The sequence below is a fragment of the Streptosporangium sp. NPDC087985 genome (assembly GCF_044741965.1).
GTDB lineage: Bacteria > Actinomycetota > Actinomycetes > Streptosporangiales > Streptosporangiaceae > Streptosporangium.
In genome coordinates, this window is sequence record NZ_JBIUTQ010000003.1 from 186,235 (window position 1) to 197,497 (window position 11,263).

Below are 11,263 nucleotides of genomic sequence, written 5' to 3' on the forward strand. Positions count from 1 at the left end.
GGGGCTCAGGTCACCACGGCGACCAGGCGCTTGCGGAACACCCAGTAGGACCAGATCTGATAGCCGAGCACGAATGGCAGCGCGACCAGGCCGATCCAGGTCAGCACGCCCAGCGTGTAGGGGCCGGAAGCGGCCTCGGCGACGGTGAGGCCGGGTAGGGGAGCCGGCCAGAGGGCGCCGAACAGGGCGGCGGAGCCCAGCGCGATGGACGAGGCGGTGGCGGTGAACGCCCAGCCGTCCCGGCCGCGCCAGGTCAGCGCGGTCCCGGCGGCCAGAGCCGCCATCGCGGTCAGCGCGCACGCCCACAGCCAGGGGGCCGCGGCCCAGTCGGCGACGGCCGTACCGGCGAGGGGGATGTTGGACAGCGCCACCACGGCGGCGGGTAGCGTCACCGCGGAAGTGATCATCGCTGTGCGGCGGGCACGGGTGCGCACCGGGCCGGACGTTTTGAGGGCGACGAAGACGGCGCCGTGCAGCACGCACAGCGAGAGGGAGAACACCCCGCCGACCAGCGCGGCCGGCGCGCTGTCGTGCAGCAGGGTGGCGAAGACGGCGCCCCACAGGAATGCCGGGAGCGCGCTGCCGACCAGGATGCCCAGGTCGCACCAGGCGCGGCCGGAGGGGTGGTGGACCTTGGCCCGCCACTCCAGGCCGATCCCGCGCGCGATCAGCCCGGCGAGGACCAGCGCGATCGGCAGGTAGAACCCGCTGAGCAGCCCGGCGTACCAGGCGGGGAACGCGGCGAACATCGCGCCGATCGCGGTGATCAGCCAGACCTCGTTGCCGTCCCAGACGGGGCCGATCGTGCCGAGGACCTGTCTGCGCTCGGCCTCGTTCCGTGACAGCACCGGGGCCAGCAGGCCCACGCCGAAGTCGAAGCCCTCCAGGACGAAGTATCCGGTCCAGAGGAACGCGATGACCGCGAACCAGAAGGTGGTGAGTTCCATCGTTTCCGCCTTCAGTACATCAGGGACGGCTGGAGTCGGGCGGCCGCGTCCTCGTCGTCACGGGAGGGCGGCGTGAGAGGCGCGGGGGAGACGGGCTCGGGTCCCGTCTTGACATGGCGGACGATCAGTACGGCTTCCGCCAGCGCGAGCGCGCCGTACAGGGCGGTGAAGACCGCCAGTGAGAGGGCCACCTCGGTGAGGCTGACGCCGGGCGACACGCTCGCGGCCGTGAGCAGCTCGCCCTGGACGGTCCACGGCTGGCGGCCGATCTCGCTGAGCAGCCAGCCGGAGATCATCGAGATGGTCGGCAGCGGCAGCGCCAGCAGGCATGCTCGGGCGAACCACGCGGGGACCTCGCGCGGCGGGCGGGGGTCACGGCGGCGCTTGCGGGTCAGCCAGAGGCCGAGGACCGACAGGCCCACCGTGGCCATACCGAAGAGGATCATCACGCGGAAGGACCAGAAGACCACGGGCAGGTTGGGACGGTAGTCGGCCGGGCCGAACTCCTTGGCGAACAGGGCCTGCAGATCCTCGGTGCCGTGGACGACCGAGTCCGGGTCGTTGGTGGCCAGGAAGCTGAGCAGCCCGGGCACCTCCACCCCCGGCACCGGGGAGAACGGCGCGCCCGCCGTGTCGTGCCTGAGTCCCTCGGCGGCGGCCAGCTTCATCGGCTGCTGCTCGTAGAGCAGTTTGGCGGACATGTCCCCGCTGCCCGCGACCACGACCCCGGCGATCGCCGTCATGACCAGTGCGGCCCGGATCGGCGTCCGCCACATGTCCGCCGAGTCCCGCCGTACCGGTGCGGCCGGGCCGGGGCCGGCGCGCCGTTCCCGCAGGACCTGGTAGCCGCAGACCGCCAGCACGAACCCGCCCGCGACCACGAAGGCCGCGCCCACCACGTGGGGCACCTGCGCGAGCGCGGCGGAGTTGGTGAGCACCGCCCACAGGTCCGTCATGCGCGCCTTGCCGTCGACCACCTCGTAGCCGACCGGATGCTTCATCCAGGCGTTGGCGGCGAGGATGAAGTAGGCCGACAGGTTGGAGCCGATGACCGCGGCCCAGATCGTGGCCAGGTGGACGCGTTTGGGTAGCTTGTCCCAGCCGAAGATCCACAGCCCCAGGAACGTCGACTCCAGGAAGAACGCCAGCAGTGCCTCCAGGGCCAGCGGGGCGCCGAAGACGTCACCGACGAAGACCGAGTACTCGCTCCAGTTCATGCCGAACTGGAACTCCTGCACGATGCCGGTCACCACGCCCATCGCGAAGTTGATCAGGAAGATCTTCCCGAAGAACCGGGTGAGCCTGAGGTAGTGCTCCCTGCCCGTACGGTGCCACGCGGTCTGCAGGCCGGCGACGAAGACGCCGAGGCCGATCGTCAGGGGTACGAACAGAAAGTGGTACACGGTGGTGATCCCGAACTGCCACCTCGCCAGGTCCAGTGCGTCCATCTTCCCCTCGCCACGCTTGAGCTCTACAGCTTGTAGTTCTACTAAAAGTAGTACTACAAGCCGTAGAGCAATTGGGGGGATCGGCGCCGTGAACCACTGCGATCTTTGTCACACGGTCCGGCGCGGGGCCGTCCGGCGTACCGCGCGGACTACCGGGTCGCGGCCTTCAGGTAGGCGTCCAGGTTGCCGAGTTCGAAGCCCCGGCGTTCGATCTTGTCGACCAGGATGCGGAAGTCCCGCGCCAGGTTCGGCCGGAAGTGCAGCAGCAGAATGTCGCCGGGGCGGAGCTTCTTGTCGGGCACCTGGTAGGCGATCTTCCCGCCGGGCTGCACGGTCGCGGTCCAGAGCAGGAGCGCGTCGATGCCGCAGGCCTTGGCGGCCCTGCGGGTCAGGGTGTTCTGGTTGCCGAACGGTGGCCGGAACAGCGTGGGCGGGCTGCCCATGTGCTTGCGGATCACCTGGGAGGCGCCGCAGATCTCGGTCTTCTGTCCTTCGTAGCCGAGCGTCGTCATGTTCGGATGGGTCAGCGTGTGGTTCTCAATCGTCGCCCCCGCCCTACGCAGGTCACGCATGTAGCCCCACTTGCCGGTGCCCAGGAACCTGCCGCCCTGGGCGGTCGGGTCGGTCGCACCCCTGGCCTCCACGGCGTCGCGGGTGACGAAGGCCGCGATGGGGATCCGCCGTTTCCTGACCTGGGCGACAAAGCCCGGATCCTGCTCCCAGCCGTCGTCGATGGTGAGGAAGACGACCTTCCTCTTGGTGGGGATGGAGCTGATCACCGGAGGTAGTCCGTCGGCGGGCCGGGGGATCCGGCCCACCTCGCCCAGCCGGGGCAGCGCCCCCGGGGGGCCCGGCGGCGGGGCGGGGGAGGCGCCGGTGGCCGGGGAGGAGGTACGGTCGGCGCCGGGCCGAGGACCCTCGCCGGAGGTGACGTCTGTGGCGCACCCGGTGCTCGCCACCACGGCCATGAACGCGGCCGTCGATCTGGTCGCCCATGATTTCCCCGATGCCATGGGCCACCATCCTGCCAGCAACCGGAGCTCCAACTGACCGGCCAGATGCCCGTCCACGGCGCGTGTCCACGGTGCCCGTACGGCCCGACCTCCACTTATGGCGGCTGCGAGCCGTTACGGCAGGCGAAGAAAGGCATGGGCGGCCCCGCTGGGGGGAGGCTGCCCGGTAGGGAAAGGGGGGCGCGCATGGAAGTGCTGAGCAGCCGCATCCTGGTGCGTCCCTCCGACCCCGAGCGCAGCCGCCGGTTCTACCGTGACACCCTGGGGCTGGCGATCTACCGGGAGTTCGGCCCTCCCGAGAACCCAGGTCTGGTCTTCTTTCTGGGGCAGGGATTCCTCGAGCTCTCCGGCCGGTCCGGCGGGGCGGCGGGACAGACGTCCGCGATCTGGCTCCAGGTCCGTGACCTGTCCGCCGAATACGGACGGCTGCGCGCCGCGGGGGTCGGAGTGCTCCGTCCTCCCCTGCTTGAGCCATGGGGGCTGATCGAGATGTGGATCGAGGATCCAGACGGGGTGCCCATCGTCCTCGTCGAGATCCCCGGCGACCACCCCCTCCGGCGCGACCGGCGCTGACCACCGCCGGGTGCCGGGTAGGGTCAGCACTACCGTATGTCCGGGTGGATACGGGAGTTCGTACTCACGGCAATTGCGAGATCCTGGGTCGGCCACTCACTGCATCTTTTATGCCGATTTATGGCGCTAATGGCTAATTAATCATGTCCAGTGTTCTGATCCCCTGAGGAGAACCGTGACTGATTCGCTCGCGATCGACGCCGCCGGCACAGCAGACGGGAGAGACCAGGAGCGGGGCAGTGACTTCGCCCGGCTTTCACGCCGGATCGCCGAGGCGGGGCTGCTGGAACGGCGCCACGGCTACTACGCCCTGCGGCTCGGTCTCGTCGCCGCCTGCTCCGCCGGTGGCTGGGCCGCCTTCTTCGCGGTGGGCGACTCCTGGTACCAGCTGCTGGTCGCGGTCTTCCTCGCACTGGTCTTCGCCCAGATCGCGCTGGTCGCCCACGACCTTGCCCACCGGCAGGTCTTCCGCTCCCGGCGCTCCAGCGAGATCGCCGGTCTGGTGGCCGGAAACCTCGGCATCGGCATGAGCTACGGCTGGTGGATGGACAAGCACACCCGCCACCACGCCAACCCCAACCACGAGGACCACGACCCCGACGTCTCCCCCGACGTCCTGATCTGGTCGGCCGAACAGGCCGTCGCAAGCCGGGGGCTGTCCAGGTTCCTGGGCCGGCGGCAGGCGTTCCTGTTCTTCCCGCTACTCACGCTGGAGGGCTTCAACCTGCACATCGCCAGCTTCCGGGCCCTGTCGCGCCCGTCGCTGAGGCGCCGCGGACTGGAGGCGACGCTGCTGGTCGTGCACGTGGTCGCCTACCTCGCCGCGCTGTTCACGGTGCTGTCGCCGGGCAAGGCCGTGGCGTTCCTCCTCCTGCACCAGGCGATCTTCGGCCTCTACCTGGGCTGCACGTTCGCGCCCAACCACAAGGGGATGCCGATGCTGCGGGGTGAGGACCGGCCCGACTTCCTCCGGCGCCAGGTACTGACCTCGCGCAACGTGCGCGGCGGTCGGATGGTGGACACGGTACTGGGCGGGCTCAACTACCAGATCGAGCACCATCTCTTCCCCAGCATGCCGATGCCGAACCTGCGCCGCGCCCAGCCGATCGTGCGGGCGTACTGCGAGGAACTGGGCGTCGACTACCTGGAGAGCGGGCTTCTCAGCTCCTACGCGCAGGCGCTGCGGCACATGCACGAGGTGGGGGCGCCGCTGCGGGCCCGCGCTTCCACGGCCGCCTAGAGGGACCGCCTCTGACAATCACACGCCACGCCGGCGGGCAGAAGTTGCTGTTACCGGGACGGCGGCCGATTGCCTAGGGTGCTTGTGTGAAGCTCGCAGGCAGCGCCGTGCTCGGCGTCGACAGGGATCGTGTGTGGTCCGCGCTTCAGAACCCGGCCGTGCTCGTGCGCACGATCCCGGGCTGCGAGCGCCTGGAGGAGACGGGGCCCGACACCTACCGGATGACGGTCACCGCCGGAGTGGCCTCGATCAAGGGGGTCTACCAGGGGGAGGTCGCCCTGTCCGAGCCCGACGCCCCGCAGCGCTTCGTGCTCAGGGCCCGGGGTCAGGGCGCGCCCGGCACCGTGGACGCCACCGTGCGGGTCCGCCTCAGCGAGGTGGAGAGCGGCACCCGGGTCGACTACGACGCCGAGGCCGTGGTCGGCGGCATGATCGGCGGCGTCGGCCAGCGGATGCTCAGCTCGGTCGCCAAGCGGACCGCGGCGGAGTTCTTCTCCGCCGTCGAGAGCCATCTCTGCTCCGGTACGGCCGCCGCCCCCGCCGGGATGCCCACGGCCGTGCCGTCCCCCGCCGGGGCCGCTCCGGCCGGGACGGTCGCCGCTGTGCCGCCTCCGGGCGTGACCGCCACCCCGGGCACCGGCCCGGCCGCGGTCCCGCAGGTCTTCGAGCGTCCCGCCGGACGACCCACGGCGAGCACGCCCGTGTGGCCGGTCCTCACCGCGTTCGGCATGGGCGCGGGCATCGCGCTCGGCAGTGCCGTGATCGGCTGGCTGCTCGGCCGTACCGGCCGGAAGAGCTGATCACGGGCCGGTGAAGAACCGGTGGTGGCCTGGTGGTCGTCGGGCTGCTGCCACCGGCGGGACGGGCGGCCTACCGGGAGCGTTCGCCCGACGACGGGACGGCCGTCCAGCTTGGCCCTCGCGCCTGGGGAGCGCCGGGCGTAACGTGGCCCGTATGCGCGAGGCACGTGCGGAGGACGCCCGAACCGAAGCCAGACGACTGATCCACGACCTACTGGGCGAGGAGCGCCCCGACTCCGCCGTCCTGCTCCGCGAGGCGGGGGCCACGCTCGGCGCCGACCGCGTCGCACGCTGCGCCGGACTGGCCCGCGGAGCCCCGCTGACCCGCAGGTCCACCGAGCTCGCGGCGCTGGCCGGGCTGCTGGTCGGCACCCGTGACCTGGGTGAGGAGTGGTGGCAGCGGCCTCGCGGCGGCAAGCTGCCCGCCCCGGACGAGGTGCTCGGCGCCGCGACCGCGATCGAACCGTGGACCGACCTGACGGTGCTGGAAATGCTCGCTTTCTGGATCGCCGACGACGTCGCCGACGAGGTATGGGGCCGCCCTCTCGCCGTGACCGACCTCAACTCCTGGCAGGCCGAGGACCGCATCGAGCTGCCCGAGGACGTCTCTCCCGGACAGCGGATCGTGGTCTCCTTCGACGCGGGCGGCCGGCTCGACGCCGTGGTGATCAGACGCCCGGACGACACCCTCGGCTCCAACCTGGACTTCGACTCGCTGTGCTACTCCCGTCCGGCCGAGGCCCAGTGGAGCTGGAGCGTGGCGGCCGGCCTCGGCCCGCACCCGATGGGAGAGGACCCCGACCCCTACGCGCAGCCGGTGGACGCCGTCGCTGCCGAGATCCTGCGCGACTGGGCCCTGCGCAACGGCGCCTCCGCCGGGCAGGCCGGTGAGCCGTGGCAGGTCGCCGGCGACGTCATCGCCGCGATCGAGCGCGTCGACTGGATGTGGCGCAGCGGCGAGTGGTTCGCCTGGTGGCGCGCCGTGGCCGCGCTGGCCGACGGCGAACCCGACCGGCTCGCCGCCCGCCTCGAAGAGATCGTCTCCGCTACCTGATCCTCACCTGAACCTCCCGAGGATGCCCCGGCCTTCAGGCCGGGGAGGAATGCAGGGGTCGAGCGGGTGGCCGTGCCTGTCCAGGACGAACACGACGGGGTGAACCTCACGGTTCGCTCCCTCCGGCGCCGAAGCGCCCTCGGGGTGACGCCGAGCAGACCGGGTGCCGGTCCGCTCGATCTCCCCTCGCCCAGGTTGAACACCAGGTACCGCCGCCTGGCGGTGTCCGTGAGCCGTTTCGTGCCCACCCTCGGGCGTGTCTGCTCCCACGGATTCGAGAGCTTGGGGCTGAGGAAGCACCCCAAGGTCGGTCTGCGATCTTGTGTTCAACGTAGCCATCAAAAATGCACCTCCTTGAGCTGATGGCCAGGGCTGGTCAACGCGGGGCTTCAAGGTGCATTACTGCACCTCAAGCCCCCTCCCTCAGGAGGGGGTCGTTGACGGAGACCTCAAGGTTTCCGACGGACCTCTTGACCAAGGCCATGTCCTCCCGCAGCTCGGCCTGTCCTGCCCGGAGTTCTTCCTGTCCCTTGCGCAGGTCGTCGGTCGTCGCCCGGAGTTCTTCCTGTCCCTTGCGCAGGTCGTCGGTCGTCGCCTGGAGCTCTTCCTGTCCCTTGCGCAGGCCATCCGTCGTCGTCCGGAGTTCCGCCGTCACCGTGCGGAGGTCCTCGAGAACGGTGAGGATCGCCGCCGAGACGGCCCTGTGTTCCACGGACTCCGCGCGGACCATGGCCACGTCACTCTCCAGAACTCCCACCCGCGCGCCCAGACTCGCGTGCATCTCTGTTTTCTCCTCGCCGCCGATCATCAGGGGGAAACGGACCTGGCCTGTGTGGCGCGGAGGGTGCCTGGCCGGTCTCACCAGAATAGACAGACCTGAAGATCAACGGTCGCCGTACGGTTTCACTGGGATATCGGAAGTCGCGTCGGGCGGGAGAAGCGTCACCCGTCACTCCCGTTCACCCTTCGCATTATCTCCGATTTATTACTGTGAGTAAGCGTACGTGTGAGAATGCACCGTTCCTGATTTGAATCCAGCGATCTGTTTTATTTGTTACTTATGTAGATCTTGCTAGTGAAGGCGATCAATGTGTACTTTCTAACCGTTTGCTAAGTTGCATGCTCTGAACCGCATGATCCGGTTCTTCTGGGGACTCACGCGGGCGGGGAGCGCGAAGGCGTTTGCCGTCGCGCTGACTGATCCGGAGGGTGACGGCGTATGCGCCGCAGTTTGTCGTGGGCTCGTTCCGCACGTCGGAAGACCTGGATGACAGTGAACCTTTCCCGGTAACCGATGGGTGCGGACTGTGATCGCGTTACACGGTCCGTCCGTACTCCAACTGCAGCAGGAGAAGGGCCGCCGCGGCGATTTGAGTGATGCGGCCGGGGTCGAGGCTGACCCGGCGCATGGCCTTGAATGTGGTCTTGAGCAGCGTGTTCGCGCGTTCGCCAATGCCGTGGATGCCACGGATGACCTGGTTGAAGATCTTCTGGTCTTCGTAAGCTCGCCGCCCTTGGGCTTCTTGGTCGGGATGCGGAACCCTTCGGGGGCTCCCTCGTAGCCCAGATCGGCCAGGGTGAGCAGGCCCTGCTCGGCGGTGGTCGTCAGCACGTCCATCAGGCCGTGAATCCGGGCGCAGGTCATGTCGTGTTCGCGGCCGGGCCGTACGACCAACACCCACAGCGGCCAGCCGTCCGGGGCAGAGATGACCTGGATGTTGCCGCCATGGTGCTTGTGCTTGCCGGACCACCACAGGTCGGCGCCGTTCGGCCCGGGGGTGGCGACCCGGTCGGTGCGGATCAGCGTGCCGTCGAGGTTCAGATGGGTCAGCCCGGCGTCGAGTTGTTCGACCGCTCGCGGCGGCGGGTCGAGCTCACCGTGGCCGGTCGGCTCCCCGTCGGCGAGGCCCGGGAACTCCTGGCGAGCGAAGAACGCCTGCGAGCGGTCATGCGCCAGGTCCGCGACGGCGAATTGGGTACCCTCCGTATCGGTCCGCAAAGGTGGGGGAGACAGCGGGCGGGGTGGCGCGGTCCCAGCGGTGGAATCAGCGGGCCTCCGGGCTGGTTGTAGCGTTGCGTGAAGGTTGAAATCTACTCAGACATCGTCTGTCCCTGGTGTTACATCGGCCACACCCGTTTCGCCCGCGCCGTCGAGCGCTACCGGGCCAGGGGCGGGGAGGTGGAGGTGGAGTTCCGGCCGTTCCAGCTCATGCCGGATGCAGAGTCGAACGGGGAGCCCACCCTTAAATGGGCGGCGGCGAAGTTCGGCGGGGCCGAGCGGGCCGCGCAGATGTTCGGGCACGTGACCGACGTCGCCGCCGGGGACGGGCTGACGCTGGATTTCGACCACTCGGTCCAGGCCAACACCTTCGACGCGCACCGTCTCATCCAGCTCGCCGGGGAGCAGGGCAAGGGGGAGGAGGCGATCTACGCGCTCTTCCGGGCCCACTTCACCGACGGCCTCGACGTCGGCTCGCGCGAGGTGCTCGCCGGGCTGGCCGACGAGATCGGCGTCCGGGCCGACCTCGACGGCGAGGACGGCGCGGCGGCGGTGAAGGAGGAGCTGTCGCGCGCCCGCGCCCTGGGCGTCAGCTCGGTGCCGCTGTTCCTGTTCGAGGGGCAGTTCGCCGTCTCCGGCGCCCAGCCGGAGGACACCCTGCTCGCCGCCTTGGAAGAGGTTGCCGAGCGGACCGGTCAGAGTCCGGCTCTCAAGGCTGCCAACGCGGCGGGGGACGCCTGCGACGACGAGGGTTACTGCGCTGTTTGACGTCTCCTGCCGTTCGCTGTCCGCCGTTCATCACCCACCGGTGGCTGGAGACTGTCTGCCGGGAGCCGCGCCATCCCGTCGAGGCGCGTGGTTCCCGTCAGACGGTCGTGAGTGATCTCAGTTCTGGCCGAGGTCGCCGGCGCGGTAGTGGCGGCGGCAGAGCACCTGGTAGCGGATCGGGTCGTCGCCGGTGTCCCCTATGAGCACCTGCTCGCCGGTGCGGACCAGCTTGCCGCCGGCCACGCGGGCGTTCAGGCGGCCGGGGCGGCCGCACCAGCACAGGACCTCCACCTGGAGGCGGCTGATCTCGTCGGCCAGCTCGAACAGGCGCTGGGCGGCGGGGAACATCTGTGACCGGAAGTCCGAGGCGAGGCCGAAGGCGTAGACGTCGATGCCGAAGTCGTCGGTGAGGTCGGCGAGCTGCTCGATCTGGTCGACGGTGTAGAAGCACGCCTCGTCGCAGATCACGTAGTCGATGCGCTGGTGCCGGCGGACCAGGGCCACCAGGTCGAGATCGTCGTCGACCTCGATGGCCTCACTGCCCAGGCCGATCCGGCTGGTCACCTGGGGGCCACCGGAGCGGTCGTGCTTGGTGAGCACCAGACCGCGTCTGCCCTGGCGGCCGTGGTTGTAGTTCATCTGCAGGGCCAGCGTGGACTTGCCGCAGTCCATCGGGCCGAAGTAGAAGCGCAGTACTCCGTCACGGGATCCGACGGGGACGGCGGAGAGCGCAGACGATTCGGTCACGGGGGGTCAGCCTAGTGGGTCTGGCGGGAGTGTTTAGGCAGGCGGTGCGCTGGTAGGAGTGGTGAACCTGTGTGACATAGCCTGACTTGGCTCTATTACGAGAAGCATGGGAGATTCATTTTGGTCTATCGAAAGTGGGAGAGTCTGTGACGACCGGTAAAAACCCCGCCCCGCCCCTCAACAAGATCCCTGCGGCCACGTCCCCGGCGATGCCGCCCTCGGCCGAGACCGCCGAGATGCCTGTCGCGCTGGCGGCGATGATGACCGAGGACGAGACCGTCGCCGCGCAGGCGGAGGCGGCCCGCTGGCGCTATGGGTTCTACGTCGTCGTCACGGGCCTGATCGTCCTTCTCCTCGCCTTCGTGGTGGTCGCGTTCCGCAGCGGAGAGTCCGCGGCCCCCTTCGCCGGCCTGGTCGGTGTCTCGGGCGCGATCATCGGCGCCTACTTCGGGGTTCAGGTCGGCCAGTCCGGCAAGGACCGGGTCGAGGCTGAGCTGCGCCGTGCGAACGAGATGGCCATCCGGCTGGCCGCGAAGGTGCACGCGCACGACGCCGACGCGGTGATCGGCTCCATCATGGGTCCTCGCCGCCGCTAACAGTGCCCAAGGACGTGGCTCAGCTTCGGCAGGGTGCGCCGATTTGCGGACTCCGCCGGACTGGGTAGACACGGGGAC

Annotated in this window: 11 protein-coding genes and 1 pseudogene; 6 read left to right on the forward strand and 6 right to left on the reverse strand. The window is 69.4% G+C overall.

Annotation, left to right across the window (positions count from 1 at the left end):
- Positions 1-5: 5 nt before the first annotated feature.
- The 3 genes from cydB to ACIN94_RS09710 form a co-directional block, all read right to left on the reverse strand.
- Positions 6-947 (reverse strand): cytochrome d ubiquinol oxidase subunit II, encoded by a 942-nt coding sequence (cydB, locus tag ACIN94_RS09700; protein WP_400702177.1) that lies wholly within the window; start codon positions 945-947, stop codon positions 6-8.
- Positions 948-958: 11 nt separating this feature from the next.
- Positions 959-2,395 (reverse strand): cytochrome ubiquinol oxidase subunit I, encoded by a 1,437-nt coding sequence (locus tag ACIN94_RS09705; protein ID WP_400702180.1) that lies wholly within the window; start codon positions 2,393-2,395, stop codon positions 959-961.
- 149 nt (positions 2,396-2,544) lie between these two features.
- Positions 2,545-3,408, reverse strand: coding sequence for a polysaccharide deacetylase family protein (locus ACIN94_RS09710; protein WP_400702183.1), 864 nt, complete (start codon positions 3,406-3,408; stop codon positions 2,545-2,547).
- Positions 3,409-3,594: 186 nt separating this feature from the next.
- On the opposite strand from ACIN94_RS09710, the gene ACIN94_RS09715 reads away from it, so the two are divergent.
- From ACIN94_RS09715 to ACIN94_RS09730, 4 genes are all read left to right on the forward strand, one after another.
- Positions 3,595-3,981, forward strand: coding sequence for a VOC family protein (locus tag ACIN94_RS09715; RefSeq protein WP_400702186.1), 387 nt, complete (start codon positions 3,595-3,597; stop codon positions 3,979-3,981).
- 175 nt (positions 3,982-4,156) lie between these two features.
- Entirely contained in the window at positions 4,157-5,221 is a 1,065-nt protein-coding gene (locus ACIN94_RS09720) for a fatty acid desaturase family protein (protein ID WP_400702189.1), read from the forward strand.
- A gap of 86 nt (positions 5,222-5,307) precedes the next feature.
- The gene (locus tag ACIN94_RS09725) at positions 5,308-6,021 is read left to right on the forward strand and encodes an SRPBCC domain-containing protein (RefSeq protein WP_400702192.1); all 714 of its coding nucleotides are present in this window, start codon (positions 5,308-5,310) and stop codon (positions 6,019-6,021) included.
- Between the two features lie 154 nt (positions 6,022-6,175).
- On the forward strand, positions 6,176-7,075 hold the full coding sequence (locus ACIN94_RS09730; RefSeq protein WP_400702195.1) for a hypothetical protein: 900 nt from the start codon (positions 6,176-6,178) through the stop codon (positions 7,073-7,075).
- Positions 7,076-7,484: 409 nt separating this feature from the next.
- Here ACIN94_RS09730 and ACIN94_RS09735 read toward each other — a convergent pair whose 3' ends face one another.
- Together ACIN94_RS09735 and ACIN94_RS09740 are read right to left on the reverse strand one after the other, a co-directional pair.
- Positions 7,485-7,883 carry a hypothetical protein gene (locus tag ACIN94_RS09735; RefSeq protein WP_400702198.1) on the reverse strand — a complete coding sequence of 133 codons (399 nt, stop codon included), beginning with the start codon at positions 7,881-7,883 and terminating at the stop codon, positions 7,485-7,487.
- A gap of 508 nt (positions 7,884-8,391) precedes the next feature.
- Positions 8,392-9,074, reverse strand: a pseudogene (locus ACIN94_RS09740) (transposase family protein).
- 78 nt (positions 9,075-9,152) lie between these two features.
- On the opposite strand from ACIN94_RS09740, the gene ACIN94_RS09745 reads away from it, so the two are divergent.
- A complete protein-coding gene (locus ACIN94_RS09745) occupies positions 9,153-9,842 on the forward strand; it encodes a DsbA family protein (protein WP_400702201.1) in 690 nt (229 codons plus the stop codon).
- A 117-nt stretch (positions 9,843-9,959) separates the two neighbouring features.
- On the opposite strand, the gene ACIN94_RS09750 is transcribed toward ACIN94_RS09745, so the two are convergent.
- Complete coding sequence (locus tag ACIN94_RS09750) at positions 9,960-10,589, reverse strand: thymidine kinase (protein ID WP_400702204.1); 630 nt, start codon at positions 10,587-10,589, stop codon at positions 9,960-9,962.
- 146 nt (positions 10,590-10,735) lie between these two features.
- Between ACIN94_RS09750 and ACIN94_RS09755 the strand changes: the two genes are divergently transcribed.
- A complete protein-coding gene (locus ACIN94_RS09755) occupies positions 10,736-11,185 on the forward strand; it encodes a hypothetical protein (protein ID WP_400702207.1) in 450 nt (149 codons plus the stop codon).
- The last annotated feature ends 78 nt before the right edge of the window (positions 11,186-11,263 follow it).